This is a genomic window from Salinispora pacifica DSM 45544 (assembly GCF_000378845.1).
GTDB classification, from domain to species: Bacteria; Actinomycetota; Actinomycetes; order Mycobacteriales; family Micromonosporaceae; genus Micromonospora; species Micromonospora pacifica.
This window is the reverse complement of sequence record NZ_KB905359.1, coordinates 436,675-459,193: the sequence shown is the minus strand read 5'-3', so window position 1 is coordinate 459,193 and position 22,519 is coordinate 436,675. Positions and strand designations below refer to the sequence as shown.

Annotated in this window: 16 protein-coding genes and 2 pseudogenes; 5 read left to right on the top strand and 13 right to left on the bottom strand. The window is 71.1% G+C overall.

Features of this window, described 5'->3' with window-relative positions:
* Positions 1–4 precede the first annotated feature (4 nt).
* Together SALPAC3_RS0102005 and SALPAC3_RS26535 are read right to left on the bottom strand one after the other, a co-directional pair.
* Positions 5–1,240 (bottom strand): MFS transporter, encoded by a 1,236-nt coding sequence (locus tag SALPAC3_RS0102005; protein WP_018219599.1) that lies wholly within the window; start codon positions 1,238–1,240, stop codon positions 5–7.
* A gap of 257 nt (positions 1,241–1,497) precedes the next feature.
* Positions 1,498–1,902: an SAM-dependent methyltransferase gene (locus SALPAC3_RS26535; RefSeq protein ID WP_408640395.1), complete on the bottom strand. Its 405-nt coding sequence runs from the start codon at positions 1,900–1,902 to the stop codon at positions 1,498–1,500.
* Here SALPAC3_RS26535 and SALPAC3_RS29330 point away from each other — a divergent pair.
* The 3 genes and pseudogenes from SALPAC3_RS29330 to SALPAC3_RS0101995 all read left to right on the top strand — a co-directional run.
* Positions 1,856–1,957, top strand: a pseudogene (locus SALPAC3_RS29330) (ATP-grasp ribosomal peptide maturase); the annotation flags it as partial. The gene SALPAC3_RS26535 and the pseudogene SALPAC3_RS29330 overlap by 47 nt on opposite strands.
* Positions 1,954–3,098 (top strand): annotated as a pseudogene (gene tgmC, locus SALPAC3_RS26530) (ATP-grasp peptide maturase system methyltransferase). The pseudogenes SALPAC3_RS29330 and tgmC, both read left to right, overlap by 4 nt.
* 79 nt (positions 3,099–3,177) lie before the next feature.
* Entirely contained in the window at positions 3,178–3,792 is a 615-nt protein-coding gene (locus SALPAC3_RS0101995) for a DUF4291 domain-containing protein (RefSeq protein ID WP_018219596.1), read from the top strand.
* On the opposite strand, the gene SALPAC3_RS0101990 is transcribed toward SALPAC3_RS0101995, so the two are convergent.
* A complete protein-coding gene (locus tag SALPAC3_RS0101990; RefSeq protein WP_018219595.1) occupies positions 3,779–4,096 on the bottom strand; it encodes a winged helix-turn-helix transcriptional regulator in 318 nt (105 codons plus the stop codon). The genes SALPAC3_RS0101995 and SALPAC3_RS0101990 overlap by 14 nt on opposite strands.
* A 114-nt stretch (positions 4,097–4,210) precedes the next feature.
* Between SALPAC3_RS0101990 and SALPAC3_RS0101985 the strand changes: the two genes are divergently transcribed.
* Positions 4,211–4,636 carry a YybH family protein gene (locus SALPAC3_RS0101985; RefSeq protein WP_018812277.1) on the top strand — a complete coding sequence of 142 codons (426 nt, stop codon included), beginning with the start codon at positions 4,211–4,213 and terminating at the stop codon, positions 4,634–4,636.
* 120 nt (positions 4,637–4,756) lie between these two features.
* On the opposite strand, the gene SALPAC3_RS0101980 is transcribed toward SALPAC3_RS0101985, so the two are convergent.
* From SALPAC3_RS0101980 to SALPAC3_RS0101935, 10 genes are read right to left on the bottom strand one after another with little or no spacing between them, the layout of a single operon-like run.
* The gene (locus SALPAC3_RS0101980; RefSeq protein ID WP_018219593.1) at positions 4,757–6,718 is read right to left on the bottom strand and encodes a TOMM precursor leader peptide-binding protein; all 1,962 of its coding nucleotides are present in this window, start codon (positions 6,716–6,718) and stop codon (positions 4,757–4,759) included.
* Positions 6,715–7,470, bottom strand: coding sequence for an ABC transporter permease (locus tag SALPAC3_RS0101975; RefSeq protein ID WP_018219592.1), 756 nt, complete (start codon positions 7,468–7,470; stop codon positions 6,715–6,717). The genes SALPAC3_RS0101980 and SALPAC3_RS0101975 overlap by 4 nt, the downstream gene beginning before the upstream one ends.
* Positions 7,467–8,393, bottom strand: a complete 927-nt coding sequence (locus SALPAC3_RS0101970) for an ABC transporter ATP-binding protein (RefSeq protein WP_018219591.1) — start codon at positions 8,391–8,393, stop codon at positions 7,467–7,469. The genes SALPAC3_RS0101975 and SALPAC3_RS0101970 overlap by 4 nt, the downstream gene beginning before the upstream one ends.
* Entirely contained in the window at positions 8,390–9,586 is a 1,197-nt protein-coding gene (locus SALPAC3_RS0101965) for a zinc metalloprotease (RefSeq protein WP_018219590.1), read from the bottom strand. Before SALPAC3_RS0101965 ends, SALPAC3_RS0101970 begins: the two co-directional genes overlap by 4 nt.
* Positions 9,583–10,650: a lantibiotic dehydratase C-terminal domain-containing protein gene (locus SALPAC3_RS0101960; RefSeq protein WP_018219589.1), complete on the bottom strand. Its 1,068-nt coding sequence runs from the start codon at positions 10,648–10,650 to the stop codon at positions 9,583–9,585. The genes SALPAC3_RS0101965 and SALPAC3_RS0101960 overlap by 4 nt, the downstream gene beginning before the upstream one ends.
* On the bottom strand, positions 10,647–13,397 hold the full coding sequence (locus SALPAC3_RS0101955) for a lantibiotic dehydratase (RefSeq protein WP_026185152.1): 2,751 nt from the start codon (positions 13,395–13,397) through the stop codon (positions 10,647–10,649). The genes SALPAC3_RS0101960 and SALPAC3_RS0101955 overlap by 4 nt, the downstream gene beginning before the upstream one ends.
* 8 nt (positions 13,398–13,405) lie before the next feature.
* Entirely contained in the window at positions 13,406–15,028 is a 1,623-nt protein-coding gene (locus tag SALPAC3_RS0101950; protein ID WP_018219587.1) for a nitroreductase family protein, read from the bottom strand.
* Between the two features lie 9 nt (positions 15,029–15,037).
* A complete protein-coding gene (locus SALPAC3_RS0101945; protein ID WP_018219586.1) occupies positions 15,038–16,924 on the bottom strand; it encodes a TOMM precursor leader peptide-binding protein in 1,887 nt (628 codons plus the stop codon).
* Positions 16,921–19,098 carry a TOMM precursor leader peptide-binding protein gene (locus SALPAC3_RS0101940; RefSeq protein ID WP_018219585.1) on the bottom strand — a complete coding sequence of 726 codons (2,178 nt, stop codon included), beginning with the start codon at positions 19,096–19,098 and terminating at the stop codon, positions 16,921–16,923. The genes SALPAC3_RS0101945 and SALPAC3_RS0101940 overlap by 4 nt, the downstream gene beginning before the upstream one ends.
* The gene (locus tag SALPAC3_RS0101935) at positions 19,095–20,888 is read right to left on the bottom strand and encodes an AfsR/SARP family transcriptional regulator (protein ID WP_018219584.1); all 1,794 of its coding nucleotides are present in this window, start codon (positions 20,886–20,888) and stop codon (positions 19,095–19,097) included. Before SALPAC3_RS0101935 ends, SALPAC3_RS0101940 begins: the two co-directional genes overlap by 4 nt.
* Before the next feature lie 675 nt (positions 20,889–21,563).
* On the opposite strand from SALPAC3_RS0101935, the gene SALPAC3_RS0101930 reads away from it, so the two are divergent.
* Positions 21,564–22,484 (top strand): helix-turn-helix domain-containing protein, encoded by a 921-nt coding sequence (locus tag SALPAC3_RS0101930; RefSeq protein ID WP_018219583.1) that lies wholly within the window; start codon positions 21,564–21,566, stop codon positions 22,482–22,484.
* Positions 22,485–22,519: the final 35 nt, after the last annotated feature.

Here is a 22,519-nt window from a genome sequence, read left to right as displayed (position 1 = left end):
CAGGTCAACTTACTAGTTCGGCCTCGGGTGCCGGCCTTGGTTCCAGGTCGCGCAGTGCCCGTGCGCCGATCGCGGCGACGCCGGTGATGAGCCAGATGAGGGCGAGGACGATCGCGCCGGTCCGAGCGCTGAACTCCGCGACCAGCAGCGCGGCACCGCCCATGCCGAGTGCCGGGGCGAGGGTGAGCAGCGAGTTCTGGAGGCTCATCACCCGACCGCGCATCGCGTCCGGAATTCGCTCGACCATGAGCACGCCGATCAGGCTGCCGAACAGCCCGTTGCCGAGCCCGACCAGGGCCGCAGCGCCGAGCACGAGCCACGGGCTCGCCAGCGTCGCCATAGCGCTGAAGCCGGCGATCATGATCAGCACTCCGGTCAGGAACCAGCTACGCCGCCGGCCCCGGCTGCCCGCCGCGGCGTACGTCCCGCCGCCGATCAGCAGCCCGACAGCGAGCGAGCTGAGCACCAGTCCGAGCAGCTCAGGCCGCTGCTGCAGGGTGAAGTATACCGGCAGGACCAGCGCCTGAAAGCCGGCCAGAACCACCACCACACCGGCACTGATCAGGGTGGTGGCCAGCAGGAACGGCGAACGGCGCAGGGTGTGCCAGCCGTCGCGCAGCATCACCCGCTGCGGCACGGCCTCGTCTGCCGGGGTCACCGCAGCCGGGACCACGCCGGCCTCGCGCGGGATGAGCATCGTGACCGCCGCGGCCGAGGCCGAGGTCGCCGCGGTCACCCACAGCACGGCGGCTCCGTCAAACGCCGCGATCAGCACCGCCCCGACCGCCGGCCCGATCAGCATGACCATTGCGCCGAGCGCCTCGCGTAGTCCCAGCAACCGCTCGGCGCTCGTCCGCCCGGTCCGGATGACACCCGGGATCATCGCTTCCCGGGCGGTCAGCCCCGGCACGTCACCGAACGAGCCGATCACCGCGAACAGCACGAACCAGCCGAGCGCGAGCCCGACGGTGGCGTCGACCAAGGGCAGTGCGGCAATCGAGAGCGCGGAGATCACATCGGTGAGCACGGCGGCCGTACGCCGGTTGATCCGGTCGATCACCACGCCCATGACCAGCCCCGCGACGGCTGCGGGCAGCGCCGAGGCAACGGCGACCGCACCGGTGGCGAGCACGCTGCCGGTGATCTGCAGGACCAGCAACGGCAGGACCACCCCGGCGATGGAGTTCCCCAGCATGGATAGGACGTAGGAGGTCAAATAGGCCCAGGACACCTTGCTCATACGACCATCGCAAACCATGACGCCGCGTCGGGGTCAACTCCACGGCGTCCGTCGGGAGGTGTGGCGCTGCCCCGATCAACCAACTCCCCTCCGAGCGGGGAGGCACGCGCTCGTCCAGCTCATCGGCGGGCCCGGGTCGACTGCGCGCGGAGCATGTAACGGAACGTAATGACAGCACGCATGGCTCGCCCTAGCGGCGAGAGCGCTCTCCGATCCCGCCGTCCTCAGCACACCGAAGGGCCAATGCGACCAATTCCCTATTCCTTGCGGGGTGACTGCGTGGCGAAGTAGTGACCGAGCATGTCGGTCGTCCAGTGCGCTTGACACACCTCGCCACGAGGACCGAACTCAACAAACCATGGCTTGATATCAAGCACCGGTGTGCCGTCAACCGCATCAAGCCCCTCAACGTGAAGGTCTAGGCCATCCACTTTGAGTAGACGGCAGCGCGACACACCAAGCCAGTTGATCCGTCTCATGTTTCGGTGGCCAAAGATACCCACTTCCGGCCAGTCCGGGTTGTCTCGTGGCCGACGGGCGCCGAGGTTAAGGTCCGTCGGGTCCGTAAGGTGAAAGCGAAAGACGACTTCGAGGTGAGAGAACGCGTCAAGCCCTTTGGAGATCAACCCAAATGGGCAGTGGGCGTGGCTGCAAGACGCCACCGGGCTGCCCATCTCCGCCGCGATAGCCGATGCTCTGACCAAGGAGACAAGATGACGGCCACCGCCGAATGGGCGCGCAACCGGCTCGTGCACGAGCTGACCGGCCACGGCTGGCTCACCGAGGCGTGGCAGGCAGCGTTTGCCGCTGTGCCCCGCCACCTGTTCCTGCCCCGCTTCTTCCGCCAGACCCAGACCGCAGCCGGTACGAAGCGGCCGACGCGAACGATCCAGGGGCGCTGGAGCTGATCTACTCCGACCGCGTGCTCCCTACCCAGCTCGACGGCAACGACTCCCGCTGGGACGAGTCCCGGCGCCACGGCCCGGTCGACGGCGCGCCGACCTGCTCCAGCACCCAACCGGCTCTCATGGCAGTCATGCTGGACGCACTCGACATGACCGACGGGCACCGGGTGTTGGAGGTCGGCACCGGCACCGGGTACAAGACGGCACTCCTCGCGCACCGGCTCGGCTCGCCGCTGGTCACCACCGCCGATATCGATGCCGGGCTGGTGCGGCGGGCGCGGCGGTCGTTGGCCGCTGTCGGCTACGCCCCCACCGTGGCCGCCACCGACGGCGCGGCAGGTCACCCCGGCAACGCCCCGTACGGCCGGATCATCGCCGCCTGTTCGGTGCCGCAGGTGCCGGCGGGCTGGCTCGCACAGACCCGCCCCGGCGGGGTGATCCTGACCAGCCTGCACCGCGAGATCGGCGGTGGACTGCTGCTGCGGCTGACCGTGGACGAGACCGGCGCAGCCAGCGGGCACCTGCTCGACGACTACGGCTCGTTCATGCCGCTGCGCTCCTGCCCCACCGTGCGAACCTCGGCGCTCGTCCGCGCCGCCTCCCAGGCCACCGGGGACCGGCACGAGACCCGCCTACCCGGCCCGCTGGCCGACGACGGCGAGGCGTGGACCGCGCTGGTGGCGCTGCAACTGCCGGGCGTGGCCCGCCTCGACATCGACCGCACGGACGGCCCGGTGCAGTGGCTTGTCCACCCGGATGGTTCGTGGGCGTACCACGACATCTCCACCCGCATGGTGGAACAGGGCGGCCCACGGCGGCTGTGGACCGAGGTGGAGGACCTCCACAGCCGGTGGAGCGCGCATGGCAAACCCCACCGCCCGCACATCGGTGTGACCGTCACCCCCATCAGGCAGCAGGTGTGGCTCACCGACCCCACCGAGATCATCGGATGACACGATCCGCGTGCGGTGCGGGTCACGCGCTCGCGCATATCGGTGGAGCGGTCGAGTCCTGATCGGTGAGGATCAGGTTGTGCTCATTCCCGCCCGTCAGATCCGCGCTCGCTACTCGACCGACACCATCACCGTGTACCAGGCGTATCCCCCGCAGATCGCGCTGCCAGCAGTGGCAGCCGGCCGTTTCGTGGCTCCCTTCAAGCGAGAACGGATGACGTGGATCAAGCCGTCATTCCGGTGGATGATGTACCGCTGCGGCTGGGCCACCAAGCCAGGGCAGGAGCGCGTACTGTCCATCGACATCACGCGGGAGGGATTTGAGTGGGCGCTGGCGCGAGCCTGCCTGAGTCGCTATGACCGAGACCTGCATGGCGACAAGGCGACCTGGTCGCGGCAGTTGAAGACCAGCACCGTACGCGTGCAGTGGGATCCTGAGCGATCGCTGCAGCAGGAGGCGCTGCCGTACCGGTCGCTGCAGGTCGGGCTCTCCGGTGACGCTGTCGACCGGTACGTCGATGACTGGACAGTGGCCATCACGGACATCACCACGACCGTTCAACGCATGCACGAACTACTGCGCTGCGGCGACGAACCGGCGGCAGCAGCTCACCTGCCGGTCGAACGGGCCTACCCGCTGCCGGCCCAGATCGCGACCGGCCTCGACGCCCGTCCGGACATCACCGAGGTTTGATCGGCCGGGCCCCCGCCCGCTCCCGGAGGAGCGCGTCGCCAGTCCGGTACAGCTCGATCAGGAGTGGCCTGAGGGTCCGGCCGACTGGGGTGAGTTGGTAGACGGCATGAGAGGGGAAGCCCTTCTGGCGCTCGCACTCGACCAGGTCGGCCCGCGCCAGCGTGGCGAGCCGCTCACTCAAGACCTTTGCGCTCAGCCTGGGCAGTGCGGCCCGAAGCTGACTGAAGGAGCGGGGTCCGTGCATCAGTTCTCGCAGGAGCAGCGTCGTCCATCGGCCGGCGACGGCGGCGAGTGCAACCTCCACCGGGCAGGTCGGCTCCGGATGTCTCGTTTCACCTCGGGTGTCCAAAACGAGGTCACGATCCCAGCCGTCGCTCACCGTTTGGTTACCTGCGACGGGCTCGGTTTGACTGACCGTATGCCAACTGACTTCACCAACCATCCTGTCATTGTCGCTCTCACCGACGACGCCAGCCAACACCCGCTGGTCTTCGCTCGAGCCTTTAACTCCGGGGACGTCGGTGCTGTTGAGCAGGTTTACGAACCGGACGGCGTCTTTGTCGCCGCGCCGGGCCAACCTGTCACCGGCGCCGCCCGGGCCGCGGCCAATCAACAATTCCTCGGCCTGGGACTACCAATCGATGTTCGTCCACGGCATGTTTACGTGGCCGACGACATCGCCCTGTTGATTGTCGATTGGACCATAGACGGCCAGGGCCCCGACGGGAAGCATGTGCACCTGGAGGGCACGGCTACCGACGTGGCGCGGCGAGGGCCGGACGGCCGCTGGCGGTACGTCATCGACAACCCGTTCGGCACCGATAGGTCGAATGACCCGCAATAGTGGTGAGCACATGCCGGCTTCGCCGGCCGGTTCACCGTAGCCAGTACCCGGCCAAGATTTCAGCAAAGACGCTCACGGGCCCGTCACGAGCGGTCGCTTCTGACGGGTACGCCGTGGTCGCTACGGGAAGGGGTGCGGCACGAGGCGGAGATCGGTGTCGGCCAGGTCGGTGTCGGTGAGGCCCGCCACCGCGGGCGCGGTCCGCAGCCGCGGCAGGTGCGGAGCCCGCTGTCGGATCCAGCCGAAGTCGATCGGAAGCAGACCGGGCACGATCGTGCAGACCGAGCGGAGTCCCACCGCCTCCTGCTCTGGTGTGGTCTGATCCACCATGATCGCCTCAAACCCGCGCGCAGCCAGCAGGTCGAGCACCCGGCGCAGGTCGTCGCGGAGATCCGGCGTGCCGGGGGGCCGGTAGCCGGCGAAGAGATGCTCGATGGGAAGCGTGTCACGGTCGTCGAGGTAGCTTCCGGCGTGCACCGCCATCCGGGGTAGGCCGAAGAGTGCCGAGTGGTCCGGCAGCCGGCGGACGAGGGTGTAGTCGTCGGCCATCCGTTCCAGCTCGGCCCGGCGCCGGCGCACCGTGGTGGGCTGGTGCGGGATGTAGGTGAGCGCCTCGGCGAGCGCGCCGGTGACCGCCTGCCGCGGGTCGAGGTGGGCGGCGGCGGCGAAGGAGAGCAGGCCGGGGCCGCCGTCGTGGCGGACCGCGAGGCTGGTGACCACGGGTACGTCGAGGTCGATCCGGGTGTCGAAGGCGTGGAGCCGGTAGCCCTGCAGCTCGGCGCGGTCGACCAGTGCGCGCACCGTCGACGGGCAGGTGCCGAGGTCTATCCGGGGCAGGGTCAGGTTGCCGTACCAGGCGAGCAGGAACGCGTCCCGCTCGATCAACTCCAACAGTCCGAACAGGACGGCCTCCGGCAGGCAGCTGCCGGTGGCGCAGCCGCTGGAGGAGGAGAGGACGAAGGTGTCGCCGGCGGCCGGCGAGCTGTAGAAGCACAGCCGGCGCGGCACCAGTACGGGCCTGCCGGTGTGCAGGTTCTGGCCCCACACCCAGGGGATCGGTCGTTCTGGGTCGAACCGGCGCAGGATCAGGTCGGTCTCGTACACGTCGTCGGGGTGCCGGCCGCAGCGGTCCGGGTGTAGCGCCTCCGGGCCTAGGTCGGCGTAGGCGGCGAGGACCGGGGTGAGATTGCGCCGTCGGTGGGTCCCCGCGTAGCGCTCCAGCCCTTCGAGGTGGGCCAGCGCGCGGCTCGCGTCGTAGCCGCTGGACTGGCCGCTCCAGGAGACGTCGAGCAGCCCGCCGTAGCCGCGGATGAAGACGCTGCCGGTCACCGGTGCGGTGGTCGGTGACGTGACGGTGAGCGCGGTACCCGCACCGACTGCGCCGCAGACCGGGTTGACCAGCGCGGCTGCCGGCAGCGGATAGTCGTCGGGGGTACGCAGCCGGTACGTGTCGGGGCGGGGCTTGGGCCGGGGTTGGTGCGCGAGCACCAGCGGGTCGGGGGTGTCGGGTCGTTGCCGGGCGCAGCTGGGGCAGCACGGCTCGGCCAGCAGCGGGTAGGTGCGGACCCGCAGGCTGGCCAGGTCGAGCTGGCTGACCCGGGGCAGCGGGATGCTGTGCCGGTCCCAGCTTGGTGGCGGCGGCAACGGTGGGCCGGTGTGGCTGGCGCGGTAGAGCTCCCAGACGGCGTCGAGCTGGTAGGCGGTCAGCTGTGGCCACGGGCCGACCGCGGTCGTCTGGTCACCGACCTCCAGGGCGTCCCGTTGGCTCCGGCTGCGCAGCCGCTGCCACCGGATGGCCAGGCAGTGCCCGCAGGCCCGGCCCGCCGTGCCACCGAGCGGTCCGATCAGCACGGTGGCGGCGGTGAGGTGCACGGTGGCGGCGCACCGGTTCGGGTCGGCCACGGCGGGCGCGGCGACGTCGCCCAACGTCACCACCCGCGGCGCCCCTCCGGCTCGCCGGGCCCGCCGGTCTTCGGCGACGCCGGTCGGCTGGGCCAGCCAACGGCGGCGCAGGTGCTGTCGGAGTTGGGCCGCGGCGGCGGCGAGGGGGGTGGGGTGCGCTGCCGCCGCGGTGCCGGTCATGAGTCGTTGCTCCAGCGGAAGGTCCGCACCCCGACGACCGCGAACACGGCGGTGAAGACGACCAGCGCGGCGCACGAGATCAGGTAGTCGGTCATGGTGCCGAATCCGGTGAAGGCGTACGTGATGCCGTCGTTGACGTAGCGCATCGGCAGTACCCGGGAGACCTCCTGTAGCCAGGTCGGCATCAGCTCGAGGGGGTAGAACGAACCGGAGAGGAAGGCCATCGGCACCACGACGCAGTTGGCGATCGCGGCGACGGCCTCCGGGGTGTTGGCCGCGGATCCGACGATCAGGCCGAGGGCGAGGAAGGCGGTCACCGCGAGCAGCATGATCGGGATGGCGAGCGGCCACGTCGGGTCCGGGCGCATGCCGAAGACCGGCAGCATCGCGACGCCGACGAAGAGCACGCACTGCGCCGCCCCGATGCCCAGCGCGACCACGTAGCGGGAGCCGATCACCGACCAGATGCTGGTTGGGGAGAGCCGGATGATCCGCAGCAGGTCGTCGTTGCGCCACTGCATCAGGGTGAAGGCCACGCCGAAGAGGGCGGCGTTGGCCAGGCCCCAGGAGAGCACACCCGGAGCGATGTAGTCGACGTATCCGCGGCCGGTGTCGGCGACCTCCTGGTTACGGAAGATCAGTGCGAAGATGACCAGGAAGATCAGGGGAAAGGCGAAGGTGAAGAAGACCGTCGTGGCGTCCCGGACGGCTGCCTTGTAGACGGCTCGGGAGAGTGCGGCGTATGCGCTCATGCCTGCGGCGCTCCGATCAGCTCGAGGTAGACGTCTTCCAGGGTGGCCGGTCGGGTCTCCACGTCGTCCAGGTCGGCGGCACCGTCGAGGGCGGCGAGCACCCGGGCCGCGTGGGCGGTCCGCAGCACGAGCATGCCGTCCTCGACGGCGACCCCGTTGACGCCGTCGAGGGTGCCGGCCTGTTCCGGGCTGAGCCGGCCGGCGGGGATGACCAGTCGGGTACCGATGCCGGAACGGGCGATCAGTTCGCGGGGGCTGTCGAGCGCCAGGACGCGCCCGGCGGAGAGGATCGCGACCCGGTCGCAGAGGGTCTGCGCCTCGTCCAGGTGGTGGGTGGTGTAAACGATGGTCTTGCCGATCGCCTTCAGGTTGCGCAGCATCTGGCCGAGGTCGCGGCGCGCCTCCGGGTCCAGCGCGGCGGTGGGTTCGTCCAGGAAGACCACCTCGGGGTCGTGGACGAGGGTCGAGGCGATGGCGAGGCGCTGGCGCTGACCGCCGGAGATCCTGGTGACCCGGACGTTCCCGGAATCGGTCAGCCCGACCAGGTCCAGCGCCTTCTCGGCGGTGGCTGGGGGGAGGCCGTAGAGGGCGGCGACGGTCACCAGGTGCTCGCGGGCGGTCAGCCGGGTGAAGAAGGCCGAGCGCTGGGTCTGCACGCCGATCCGGGGCAGCAGGTCGAGGTTACGTGGCGCTGGTGCCATGCCCAGCACAGTGATGGTGCCGGTGTCGGGGAGGCGCAGTCCCTCGATCATCTCGATGAGCGTGGTCTTGCCGGCACCGTTGGGGCCGAGCAGGCCGAAGAACTCGCCGCGGCCGATCGAGATGGAGACCTCATCCGCCGCCCTCACCTCGCCATACGATTTACTCACGGCGTCCAGCACGATCGCCGGACTGTCGATGGGTGACATCGGCTCGCCTTTCACTGGTTGTTCTCACTGGTGGGTGGTGCTGGAATCCGGTCCGCCGGACGGGGCCGACCGGGTCGGGCCAGCCAGCCGGCGACGGTCAGACCGACGATGGCGGCCGGCAGAACGTAGGCGAGCGCGCCGAGGGAGGGCCGAAGCAGGGCGCCCAGGTAGACGATCACGAGACTGGCGGCGGCAGCGCTCGCCAGCAGCCACCCAGCGGCGAAGAGCCCGAGACAGACCGCGGCCCGTCGCGGGTAGCGGCGGCTGGGCCGGCGCAGCAGGCGCCGGGGAAGGGTCGCCAGGTAGCGGCGGCTCTCCGGGGCCAGGTCCAGCTGGTCCAGCAGGTGACTGAGGACCTTGTAGCCGTCCAGTGGGGGCAGGGCGATGACGTTGACCAGCGTCTGGGCCGCCCCGACCAGCACGAACGCGCTGAGGATCCGGTCGGCGAAGGCGCCGGGCAGCACGATGAGGGCGGCGCCGGCGAGCAGCAGGACCAGCCCGTTGGCTACCGCGCCGGCCGACGCGATCAGCACCTGCTGGGACCGACGTGGTAAGTAGAGGTAGTCCTCGACCCGGCAGGTGAGGGTGACCAGGTTGATCCGGTTGACGGTGGCACCGAAGTGGACGGCCACCACCCCGTGCGCGAACTCGTGCAGGGCCGCGCTCGACCAGGCGAGCAACGCCAGCGCCACCAGGCTGACCGGGTCGGTGAAGGCCGGGCGGGCGGTCTGCCAGAGCGGGCCGAGCCGCAACCCGACCAGTGCGAGCAGCGCGACGACGAGGACGGCGACCAGTACGAAGACCGCCGGGCGCAGCAGGAACCGCAGTCGGTGCGCCCACCATCCCAGCGCGCCGGAGCGTCCCGGGTCGGCCGGCGCCCGCCCGCCGGCGCCCGGCGCCGTGGCCGGGCCGGCGGGGTGAACGGCCAGTAGGTCCCGCTCGTGGAGGAGCCACAGCAGCCGGGTCCAGTGCGCGTCGCCGAGGCGGCGACCGTACTCGTCGGCGTACTCGGTGCCGACCTCGCCGAGGGATCGGACGCCGTCGAGGCGGCGGAGCAGGAATTGCTCCTTCGGTGGGATCTCGAACGCCCGGCCGGTGCGCCGGTCCTTGAGCAGATAGACCGTGTCGGGGCCACGCCGTAGTGGGCGCGAGAAGATCAGATCTTCGCGCAGCCGGGGGCGTTTGGCCAGCAGGCCCGGATGCGTCACGACGACACCGCCGACTCCCGCAGCACCCGGGCGAGCAGATAGGAGAGGTACGCCTCGTCGCGGATGGTGGCGTGCAGCCGGTTGTTGGTCATGTGGAGGTACGGCGAGAGCAGGAACGTGAGGGCCTCCCCCGGGTCGGTGACGACCCGGTCGTCGCCGCTCCACGCGCTGACCGTCAGGTCGCCGGAGGCGGCCAGGGCGAGCACCTTCTCGCGGAGCTGGGCCGCGTGCTCGGCCCAGCCGCGTAGGAAGCCGGGGAGCCGCTGCGTTTCGCCCTGCCCGACGAGGGTGAGAATCTGCCGTACGCGACGGCCGAGCTCACCGGCGACGCTGTCGTACATGCGGGTGTACTCGTCGATGCCGATGAGGTTGGTGCCGGCGAAGGCCTGGTGCCAGTAGTGGTGGTACCGGTCGAGGAAGTCCACCAGCTGCTCCCGGTCGGGCAGGAAGGTGCCGGCGTGCACCGTCATCAGCTGCGCGGCGGTGCCCAGCAGCACCGGGCGCAGGTGCAGGTTCATCGACGAGATGGCGTGCAGCACCGTGTCGCTGGAGTGCTGGAAGTGCCACTCGGCGACCTCGATGCCCGCCGGCCCGCCGTACTTGCCGTACTCCGGTGCGTAGGGCCGGTAGCTGTATGAGTTGTTGGGGCTGAGCAGCATCTGTCCGGCCGCGTCGACCAGCTCCGCCGGCCGTCCGTCGGGGAACTCCAGCGCGAAGAGGATGTCGTAGAGCTCCCGCAGGTAGCCGGTGCCCATCGCGTACAGCGCGGGGCGGGTGGTGAGGAACCGGCTGACCGCCGCCTCGGCACGCGCCCGCACCGCCGGCTCGTCGGCCGGGGTGCGCGGGCGCAGCCGCAGCCGCACGTGTGGCCCCTCCAGCCAGTAGTTGATGAAGAAGTGGCCGGCGAGCAGCTCCGCTTCGGTGAGCTCCCGGATGAGGGGTGCCACGCAGTCCACCAGCAACGGTTGCGGGTTGGCCGCGTAGAAGATGTGCAGCGAGATCCATTCTCCCCGCCGGTCGGCGGTCTCCTCGGCGTTGGTGGGCGCGGCGGCGGACGCGGTCATCGGCTGCTACCTCCGGATCGTGGTGCGGCGACGGTCTGCCGCGCGGGGACGCGGAAGGTCTCCACGGCCAGCTCGCTGACGTGTCCGCCGAGCGCGCTGTGGGCAGCCAGTTCGCTCGCGGCAGGCAGCAACTCACGCAGGACGACCCGGTCGTCCGGCTCAGTCAGCGCGGCGCGCAGGGCCTGCAGCGACAGCGCGCTACCGAAGTCGACGTACTGCGGCTTCGGGTTGGCCGTGCGCGGACCGGCATGGGCCGGGTAGATGGTGGCGAACGCCTGCTCGGGTAGGCCGTGCCGGGCCCGCCACCGACGCCAGGCCAGGAACGCCGCCGGGTCGGTGCCGGGGTCACCCGCGTCGGGAAGCTCGCGGACCGGCGCCGACCAGCTTCGGCGGCTGAGCACGATGTTGCCGAGGCGCAGCCGGGGCCGGACGGTAACACCGTCGCTGGTTGTCGCCGGCACCCCCCGCCACACGTCGAGCCGCACCAGCGACGCCGGCGAGAGCAGCAGCAGGGTACGCGGGATCTGCGGCAGCGCCATCGGCACCAGGTAGCCCAGGTACACGGCGACGACCTCCTTGTCGAGGCGGGTCGAGCGCAGAACAACCCGGTCGGTCTCCGGATCGTGGGCCAGGTAGAGGTCGTCGAGGGTGAGCTGCCGGTCGGCCGGGACGCTGCTGCTTTCGCCGGGGCACACGATCACGTGGTCGGTGAGGCGGGCGTGCAGGTTCAGGTTGGTGGTGGCCGCTCCCCCGGTCAGCTCGGCGAAGACCACGCCCGGCGGGGTGAGCTCCGTCGTCTGGGCACGTAGCCGCTCGGCGAGGGTCGGGGTGTCGGCGTCGAAGCAGTGGGTGAACCGGCTGAACGGGAAGGAGAGTCCACCGAAGGACTGGTTGAGCACCAGCAGCGGGTCGGGCTCACGGAGGGCCAGCTGGACGAAGTGCCCCATCGGGTGGACCTGGTGGGCGGTGGCGCCGAGCAGCGCGCCCACCTCGTCGAACAGCTCGACGGGCAGGGACAGCTCGGGGCACCGGGGGTCGGCGTCGGCGAGCGCTGCCACCCGCCTGGCGAAGAGCTGTCGGGCCTGGTCTAGCGCGGACATCTCGGGCCGGCCCAGCCAGTTCTCCTCCGGCGTGTAGCTACCGTCCGCAGCGAACGGGCGGCGCCCCGCCGTGTACGAGGAGTACTGGTCGTAGAGGTCGTCGTGGAAGTCCTCGACCAGCCGCAGCAGGTCGTCGCAGCGGCCGCCGACGCCGAACCGGGCCAGAAAGAAGCCGTGGAACATGATCCGGTGCGGCAGGTTCTGGTCGAAGGCGGGCAGGATCCGCTCCACGGCGGCGAGGTTCGCGCCGACCAACCGCTGCCAGGGTGGGGCCGCGATGGCGACCGGTTCACCGGCCACCCGGCTGTCCTCGTACAGCAGCGTCTGCGGCAGGGTCGGGTTCTCCTCGCCGAGGGTACGCATCACCGCGCGTACCGCGGCCCGCAGTCGGTGCCGCAGGTCCCGACGCCGGCCGAGGTCGCCCTGCCGGTAGGCGTCAACAAGCTGCATGATCTCGTGGAGTTGGTTGACGAGCTGTCCGGCCCACGGCCGGTCCAGGTGCCCCAGCGAGTCGGCGAGGGCCCGGATCGGGTCGGTGGCGTGCACGTCGGTGTCGAGGCCGACCAGCCGCAGCATTCCCAACTCCAGCAGCGTCGACAGGTAGGTCTCGCCATCGGGCCGGTCGGCACCGGTGTCCCGGCAGAGCCGATCCACCAGCTCGGCACAGCGCATCGTGCCGCGCTGCTGCAACAGGGCGGTGAGCCCGTCCAGGACGCCGCTGCGGCGGAGGAAGAAGAGACCGTCGCGGACCGAGTCGAAGCTGACCGTGGCGCTGTCGTCGCCAGCGGTGACCCAGTGCCGCACATAGCGGATCCGGTCCGCGTCCCGGCGCCACCCCGGGCTCAGCTCCACCATCAGGTCGCCGCGCCGCCGCGGGTCGGCGATGACCAACTCGGCGAGCCGGGCGACCAGGACGACGTTGAGGCGTACGTGCTGGTGCCACTGCTCGTTGACGGGGAACTGGAGCTGCGACCCGGTGTCGGTGAAACGGCCTAGGGCGACCGCGGTGAAGGTGCTGAACGGGCTGGTCTTGCCGGCGGTGCGGTACAGGTAGGACAGCAGCGAGCGCTCGACCCGGCGGGTCCGCTTGTTCGCCGGCCGGGTCAGCTCCGGTGTGCTCCCGGCGGCGAGCTGTTCATCGAGGGTCGGTGAGGCGAGTTGGAGCCCGCCGCGCAGGCGTGGCTCGTCGGCCAGCCGCCACAGCTCGGCCCGGGCCTGGGCGACATCAGCGGCGAGGATCGCGCTGCCCTCGGCCTGGTGCCGGGCGAGCTGCGTGCGTCGCCGGAGCCAGCGCTGGACGACCGGCAGGGCCGCCGGTCGGGTCTGCTCGACCGCGGCGAGCGCCGGCCCGGGCGCGGCCGGCAGGGCGTTGTTGAAGACCTGTCGGCGCAGCGTCAGCAGCCGTCGGCGGACCGACTCGTCCTCATTGTCACTGACCAGCTCATACAGGAGTTGGCCGAGCTGCGCCCCGTCGGTACGGAGCTGACGCTCCAGGGCCAGCGCCTCGTCGGCCCAGGTGCGGGCTGCCGGGGAACGGAGCAAATCGACCGTCGACAGGGGAAGGCCGGCGATCCGGGCGGTGAAGTACGCACCGGTACGCCAGCCGGCGGGGGCGATCACGTCCGGTAGCGGGCCCGGCGCTGGCACGGCCTGCCTCACCGCAGCTCGTATCGGTAGTTGCCGAGCTGCCCGCGTTCCTCGCCGGCGAGCATGATGAGCAGCGGGAACTCGTCACTGCCGGTGAGTCCCAGCTCCTTGACGTAGGAGACGCCGTCGAAGCCCAGCGCTACTCCCGCGCCGAGACCAAGCGCGGCGGCGACGGTGTAGAAGGTCTGGGCCATCGCGCCGACGGTGGCGTTGGCGAGGTTGTAGCCCCGGTCGCCGGTGGCGTCGAGCACCGCGTGCGTCCGCACCGTCGCGACGAGGACGACCGCTGCCTGCTCCAGGTTGTAGTTGGCCAGGGTGTAGTTGCGTTGCAGGAACGCGCCGGGTGGGCCGCTGCTGAGGGAGACCAGGCTGTGCTCCTGCCGATCGTAGGCGTACCCCCCGGCGGGCACGGCGGCCACGGCGTTGACGAAGGCGTAGATCCGGGCCAGCGGACGGTCGGTCGGACCGTCGATCTCGGATGGCACGGTGCTGGCGGCGGTGGCCTTCAGCAGCGCGGCGAGGTGTGCCGCCGCCATGGGGCGGCTCCGTAGAAACCGGCCGAAGCTACTGCGGCGGGCGGTGAGGGCGGCCGCCACGGGCAGCGTCAGCGGCGCGGCGGCGGGCAGTGGTCGGCGGGTTCCGCCCGGCGGCGCCGGGTGGGCGGCGGCGGCAGCCAACGCCCCGGTGGCGGGCCGGTCGACCGAAGCGGCGGTGCTGCGGCTGACCCGCCGTAGGGTGTCGAAGTCGAGTAGCGTCCGCGACCGCTCCTGGTCGTGGTGCCGTACCCGGACCGTGGGCGGCTCCCCGCGACCGGTGGTGGCGGGGGGCGTGGATGCGGGGGGCGAGGGCGCAACGGGCGTGGGCGCGGCCCAGGTCAGGGGTACGGCGGCGAAGAGCGCCTCGTCGTCGGGGGTGAGGCCGAGCAGGTCGGCGACGGCCGCCTGGTCGAACCAGAGCACGGGTCGGATCTGCCGGCCCTGGGCGCCGGCCCAGAGCCGCCACGACTGCAGCAGAGCACCCAGGTCCATGGATACCACGTGGTACGAGAAGTTGTTGTACTTGAAGGCGTTCTGCCAGTACTTCACCCCGACGATCAGAAACTGGCTGGCGGGGCGGGGTGGGGCGACCGCCGTGTTCACCCGGGCGCTGACGTCACCACCGAGCAGCCGCTGCATCGCGTGCCGGGCGTGCGCGTAGTAGTAGACGCCCGGAGTGACTCCGGCTCCGGGCCCGGCGACCCAGTAGACGCTGCACGGGTAGAGACCTCCACCGGAGGCGGCGCCGCGGTGCCAGTTGGCGTACGCGTACGACGGCAACACTCCCAGATCGGAGTTGGCCTGGATGCCGAGCCGCCGTCCGAGCAGCCCGTACGAGTGGTGGAGCAGGCCGGCCAGCAGCGGCAGGGTGAACGGCTCGTCGGCGTCGCCGGGGCCCCGCAGCGCGCTGTCCAGGTCGGCGTCGGCGCTCGCCGGGGCGGGCAGCCCGAAGGCGGTCGCCTGCGGGTAGTACTTGCCGCGGCGGGGTGCGTCGGCCCAGTTCGGCGCGAAGTCCGCCGGAGGCATCGGTTCACGGCTGCGATGCAGGATCGCGGTCGCGTACGCGTGGGCGAGGCCGGGGTTTTCGGACGTCATGGCGGCACCTCACGGAAACGGGTGGGGAACGGAGTGGATTTCGTCGTCGCGCAGGTCGCGGTCGAGAAGCCCGGCGGCGCGGAACGCGGTCCGCAGCCGCCGGGCGTGCGGGGCGCGCTGGCGCAGCCAGCCGAAGTCGATCGGCAGGAGTCCGGGGACCAGCACACTCACCGTCGTCAGACCCAGCTCGCGTTGCTCGGGGGTGGTCTGGTCCACGGCGATCACGTCGAAGCCCTGCGCGGTCACCTGCTTCAGGCAGTGTTCGAGGTCGTCGCGGAGGTCGGGGGTGACCGGTGGGGCGGGACGGTCTCGCTCGTACAGCTGGGTCATCGGGACCGGTGCCGTGCCGTGATCAAGCAGGAAGGCGGCGTGTCGCGCCATCTCCGGCAGGCCGTATAGCAGCGGGTGATCGTGCAGGCCCCGCACCCGGGAGAAGTCGGTCGTCATCCGACGCAACCGGGCCTCGTCGGCGCGGGCGCGCACTCGCACCATCACCGAGTCGGTGGCGATTTCGCAGAGCGCCGCGGTGATCGCGGCCTGCGGGTCGAGGCTCGCCCCGCCACCGAAGGCGAGGGTACCGAGACCGCCGTCCTGGCGGACGGCCACCGCGGTCACCACCGGAATGTCGAAGGTGATCCGGGTGTCGAAGAACCGGGCCCGATAGCCATACATCGCCAGCCGGTCCACCATCATCCGGGCCCGTGGCCGGTCGATGCTGGCCGGGTCGAGCTCCGGTAGGGACCGGCCGCCATACCACGCCAGCAGGAAGGCATCCCGCTCGATCGCCTCCATCAGGCCGTGGTAGATCGCCTCCACCATGGAGCCACCGGAGGCGCAGCCGTTCGAGGTCTCCTGGACGAAGCGCTCCTCGACACTCGCCGCGTGGTAGTAGGCGAGCACCTCCGGCACCAGCAGCGTGCGCTGGTCCCGCAGGGACCAGCCCCACACCCACGTGATGGGCCGGTCCACGTCGAACCGGTGCAGGTACGTAGTGGCCTGGTAGAAGGCGTCGGGGTAGAGCCCACACTCGCGTGGGTCCAGGGCGTCGTCGCCCAACTCCCGCAGGGTCGCGGTGACCGCGGTGCGCTTGCCCCGCGGGCGCAGGCCGGCGGCGCGTTCCATTCCCTCCAGCACCGCGATCCGGGCGCTACTCCGGTAACCGTCGGCGTGCCCACCGTAGAGCGTCTCCCGTAGGAAGCGGCCACAGCGCAGGGTGAACGAGCCGACCGCCGGGGAGGTGGAGAGCGAGGTGACGTCCTGCCACAGGCCGCCGCCGAGCGCCCCGCACACCGGGTTGGCGAAGGCCGCGACGTTCAGCGGGTAGTCGTCCAGGTGCCGGCCACGAAACGAGTCCGCCGCCGATTTCGGGGTGGCGGGCAGCTCGATCGCCGCCAGCTCCGGAGCGTCGGCGACCATGGTGCCGCAGCCCGGGCACTCGGGGTCGGGCAGCAGTGGCACCTGCTGCACCCGCAGGGTCGACAGGTCGACCTGAAACACCGTGCTCGGCGTCCCCGTGCTGGCCGGTCCGGTGTCGGCGGTGCCACGCGCCGCGATCAGCGCATGCAGGAAGTCCGCGACGAGCGGGGTCGCGTACGGCCAGGGACCCACCGCGGCCGTGTCACCGCCCAGCTCCACCGCGTCACGCAGGTCGCGGTGGCGCACCGCCTGCCAGCGCCGCGCGAGGCAGGTCGCACAGGCAGCTGCCGGGCGCACCGGTGCGATCAGCGCCAGCTGCCCGTAGAGCAGCACCCGCGGCCCGCGTTCCGGGCGGACGGTCGCGCGGAGCTCGTCCCGCACCCCCAGCGCGACCACCTCCGCGTCGCAGCCCCGCTCGGCGAGCAGCCGGGTCAGGCCGGCACAGACCAGGTCATCGGTCCCGGCCGCACCGTCGTTCACCGGTCGCCTCCGGCGGCCAGCAGCACCCGGACCGCCACCAGCCCGCCCGTGGCCAGGTCCACCCCACCGACGGGTGCCACCAGCACGTCGTAGCCGAGCTCCGGTAGCCGCTGGAGTACGTCGGCCCAGCGGTGAACCACCCCAGCGGCGTCCACCTCGCCGTGCACCGGCACCGTGCCGGCGTCGAAGTCCACCAGCACCGGGTCGCCGGTGTCCGGTACGACCTCGGGGTCCTGCGCCCGTAGTTGGGCCTGACCGAGCACGTCGCGTAGCGCCGCCGCGGCCGCCGCCGTCCAGTCCGGATCGGCGGCGAGTGCGTACGTCCATTGGCCGCGGCTGGGGTCGAAGGAGCGGGCCAGCAGCACCGCCACTCCGGTGTCGCGCTGTCCGCCGAGGTCGAGCAGGTCCATGGTGATGCCCAGGTTCGCCGTCGACCTGGTGAGAAAGAGCAGCTCGGGGGTGCCGCCGATGGTCGCAGAGCGAACCTTTTGGACGGTCTCCTGGCCGAGGACGACCTGTCGTAGCCGCTGTCCGGCGAGCGCCGAGGCGAGGCCCGCCCGGACGGCCTCGGTGAGGTCCTCGCCCGCTCCCCCGCCGGCGTTGGTCGGTTCGGCACCGTGTCCGCGGTTGGCCGCCCCAAACGGCTCCAGCACGGACGTCGGCACCGCCACCGCCTCGCGGGTGAACAGCGACCGGGCGGTGGCCCACGCGTCCGGCTCGGCGGCATCCCAGCCCGAGGCGAGGCCGAGCCGGGTGGCATCGATCCGCGGGAGGTCGTGGGAGGCGGGGACGGCGGCGGCGATCCTGCTGGTGTTGACGACGGCCGCGACCCGCAGTGCCCGCAGCCGGGCGGCCGCGACGTGGTGGAGATCGAACGCGGCCACCGTACGACGCTGGCCGCCGCCGTCGGTGAACTCGACCGCGCCGACCTTGACCGGGGTCTGGTCCCAACGCTCGTCGTCGTAGCGGCGAAACACCCCCAGATGCGGCTGGAGCAGCGGCTGGTGGGCCTGGAGCCGGGCGAGCGTTTCCTCGGCCTCGACGGCCGGGTCGGCCCCGGGCCCGGTCTCAGGTGCGTCGTCCAGCCCACCGGTGAACCAGGCTGGTTCGGGCGGGACCGGCCGGCAGAAGGCGCACCGCGGGTGCGGGAGCAGTCGCTCGGTCAGCACGTCGAGTGCGGCGAGGTGCTGCACGATCACACTCCCGTCGGTTTCGGCGGGCAGCGCGCCGGTGGTCAGCCGGAACACCTCGTACGCCAGCAGATTGCCGATCATCGCCGCGAGGGGGCCGTCCGGCTCGGCGGCGGCTGGCGCGGCCCCGGACGGCAACGCCGCCGCCTGCCACACCCGCCCGGCGCCACCGGTCTCGTCGTTGTCGGCGAGCCGCAGCATGACGCAGCACCAGCATCCGGTCCGGCCAACACCCTGGACCGGGCCGACCAGCATCCGCCCGCCGGCGACCCAGGCGGGCAGCAGGAGCCGGCCGGGGGGAATTCCGGCCGCGAGTAGCCGCAGCGTGTCGCGGGGCGCGTCGTCCCCGGCGGCCACGACCACTATCTCCGCCGCGGCCAGCTCGGACCAGCCGACCTCGGCGCCCGGGTCGGGTAGCGGCACGGCGGTCGCGGCGCAGCCGGAGGCGCTCAGCGCAGCCAGCTCCGGGGTGAGCCGCCGGACGACCGCCGGCGAGCTGGTCACCGTGGCGGCGCCGTTGCGCAGCAGCCCGGTGGCGCAGGCGGTGGCGACCGGACCGGCGCCCAGTACCGCGACCGAGGTGTTCCGGAAGGTGGCGAAGCGTTGCGGCGCCCGGTCGGTGTAGTGGTCGAGATAGGCGATCTGGGTGGCGAAGTGCGTGGCCACCGCCGAGCCCAGCATCGTGGTCGGGTCGACCTCGGCCTCGGGGACGTCCCGGGCGAAGCCGCGCGCGTAGAGAGCGGTCACCAGCTCACCGATCAGGGCCCGCTGTCCGGCGGGCAGTCGGGCACAGATGTCCGCGACCTGATGCCGCCCGTTCAGGTGCGGGACGAGCAACGATGCCAGCCGGTACGCGGTGGCGGAGGAGAGCCGGAAGCCGCTGGTGGCGTTGTGGAACACCACTCCGTCCTCGGTCCGGGTGAACAGCACGTCATGGCGCACCCGGGGTCGGGTCTGCGCCACCGTGTCGTATGCAGTGCTCATCGCAGGGTTCCCTTCGCTCGGTGCGGTGGGCCGGGGTGGGGGGCGTGCCGTTCGGCCACCAGCTGGGCGTGTCGCCGCAGCAGGGCTCGTATCCAGTAGTGCTCCGCGGCCTCCTCGACCAGGCTGTGGTCAACCAGCCCGTCGAGCAGGTCGCGAGCCGTGGCCGGGTCAACGTCGAGCAGCTCTGCGGCGGCTGCGGCGGTGCTGACGGTGGGAGTCGCGGTGGCCAGCCGGACGAAGGCCGCCGCCAGTGTTTCGCCGGCTCGGGACAGGGCCTCGTCGAAGCGGTGGCCGAGTGACATGTCCGGTTCGCCGGGCAGACTCAGCCGGCTCAGCGGGTCCACCCGCAGCCACTCCACCGCCGCCGCGAGTCCGGTCCGGGTGCGCAGCAGGATGCGGGTGGCGGCGATGCGCAGCGCGAGTGGCAGGTGGTCGCAGAGCGCCGCGATCTCGGCGGCACTCTCTGGGTCGGCATCGACCTGCTCGGGCCCCAGCACGGAACGGAGTAACCGGAGCGAGTCGGCGGGGTCGAGCGGCTCCACCCGGTGCAGCCAACCGCCAAGTCGGGTAACGGGACCAGAAAGACTCTGTCGGCTGGTCAGCAGCAGCGCGTCGCCCGGTGCCAGCAGGGCCGGCATACCTCGTAGGTGACTGCCGTTGACCACGTCGTCGGCGATCAGCAGTCGTCTGCCCAGCTGGGCACCGTGACCGTGGTCGACCGGGGTGAGGGCCTGCCCCTGGGGATCAGGTCGCGACCCGGGGGCCGCCGCCACCCGGAGTTGGCCGCCGGGGAACTGGGGGGCCACGAGTTGCCCAACGTGCTGCGCCAACGCGGTTTTGCCGACGCCGGGTGGGCCGGTGAGCACCACGATCGGGCAGTCCGCGCGGAGGCGGTCGGCGATGGTCTCACCGAGCGCGTCTCGACCGATGAGGTGGGACACGGCCGGGCGCCGGGGCACCGCGATGGCGGATCGGCCCCCCGGGGTGACCGGAGTGGACGCTTCGCCCCGCAGAATGGTCAACTCAAGCTCACGCAGGGTGGGACCCGGAGCGATGCCGAGTTCGTGGCGAAGATGTTCCCGGATCCGGCGCAGTTCGGCCAGGGCGTCCGCCTGCCGGCCGGTGCGGTAGAGCACCGAGGCGAGTTGCGCGGAGAAGCGCTCGTTCGCCGGGTACGCGCGGTTGGCGGTCCAGAGGTCCACGAGCGCGGAGCGGTCCCGACCGAGGCTGATCTTCAGATCGCACACCCGCTCGATCGCTCGAACCCGTTCCTCGCTGATCCGGGGCACGACGTCCCGATGCAGTGTCTCTGATGGCACGTTGGCCAGCATCGGGTCGCTCCACAGCGCGAGCGCCTCCTCCAGCCTCGCCAGTTCGGCCTCTGGCTCGGTGGTCTCGCGGGTGTGGCCGATCAGCTCGCGGAAGCGCATCAGGTCGACGGTGGCGGCGCTGGCGGTGATCCGGTAGCCACCCGGCACCGTCCTGATCACGCTGCCGGTGATGCCGTGGCGGTGGAAGAGTTGCCGCAGCCGCAGCGTGCAGGTCTGCAACGCGGCCTTGGCCGCGGCGGGCTGCGCGTCGCCCCACACCGCCTGCTGCAGCGTGCTGACCGAGATCACCTCGTCGGGGTGCAACAACAGCGCGGCGAGCAACGAGGTCACCTTCGACGGTGGCAGAACCAGCGTGTCCCCAGCGCTGCTGAGGGTCAACGGGCCGAGCACCCGGAACACCGCCGGTCGGGCTGGCAGGTCACCGCCGGACGGGTGCACCGCAACAGGCTCCATCGCCATCTCCCGTCCACATGGACGTCCGGTACTCGTTCACCCCTGCGGCGGCACGACGTGCCGCGTTCAATCGCCCCCCGCTGCCCGATGTGGTCTGAGAACACCTGGTATTTACGGCGATACCGCATGATCTGGAGCAAATTCGGGAATGCGGTTGGATAGCGCGATGTAGTGGCCTCACGGTCCGCTCCCCTAATCGGATTCGCGATTCGACCGCCGCCGTTTTCACAAATGTGTCGACTATCCACATCTGCCCGGTACGCATCGGGCACCTCCCCTCAGCCGCCGGTCTCCTGGCAGCGCCGCTGCGATCATCGTGCGGCTCCGGCGTCGTCCGCGTCAGCACCCCGGGCGTTGCCGGAACCGGCCGTGGCCGGTTCCGGCAACGCCCGGGGCAGCCAGGACCGATGGGCTTGCCGGGCGACAGTGAACGCCCCGGCGTGGGGAGCCGGGGATGGCACCGAGCCGGATCTCCAGAGCGACCGGGGCACCGGACGCCGAACGGCCTGGGCACGGGTCGCACCACGAAGGTCGTTCGATACCAGCCAAAGGCGATCCTCAATACCCGAACCTTGCGGAGGGGGCAGATTTCACTAATGTGAACACCTGATAGAACTGGTGGAGGCAACCTTGCTCGACAGGCTAGGCATATCGGCGGGAATCGAAGCCGTCTACTGGGCGATGGTGGAGCACCCGACCTGGAACGTCGATGAACTCGCTACGAGCCTGGACGTACCGGAGGCGGTCATCCGCGATGCCTTCTCCGCCCTGGCCGACCAGGCGATCATCCCACCGCCACCCAACCAGGAAGGCAGTCTGCGCTCGGTGAGCCTGCGGCTCGGCCTGCTCGCCCTGCTGCACCAGGCCGAGCAGCAGATGATCACCCAGCAGGCGAAGCTCCTGGCGGCCCGCGCCTCGGTGCTCGCCCACACCGCCAGCCACGACACCCACCGCGGGCGGGAGGAAATCGTGCGGCTGGAAGGATCCGACACCGTGTGGGAACGCCTGACCGAGCACGCCTGCACCGCATCCGAGAGCATCATGACGCTGACCACCGGCCGGGCGGTGCCACCGGGAAGTATCGAGACCGCCAAGACGCTGACCCGGATCGCCCTCTCCCGTGGAGTGACGATCCGCCACATATACCAGGAGAGCACGCTGGACGATGCCGGATCCCGAGCATACGCCGAGCTGATGGCGGAACAGGGCGAGGAGAGTCGGGTGATGTCCGAAGCGCCGATTCGGATGACCCTGGTCGACCGACAGTTCGCCCTCATCCCGATCGGGCCACAACCCCGCCGGGGCGCGTTGGAGATCCGCGGTAGCTCCCTGGTCTCCACGCTGTGCCTCCTCTTCGACCTGCTCTGGGAGAAGAGCAGAGAATTCCCGAGATCAGCCACGGCCGACGGGGACGGCCTAACTGACCAAACCGTGGCCATCCTCCGGCTACTCCGGCAAGGGCTTACCGACGAGGCGATCGGCCGCCAACTCCAACTTTCCGAGCGGACCGTCCGTCGCACCGTCCACGACCTGATGCGACGCCTCGATGCGAAGAGTCGATTCCAGGCCGGCGTGGAGGTGGCACTGCGCCGCTGGATCTGACCCCACCAAAGGGTAAACCGCGTCCACTACCGGCT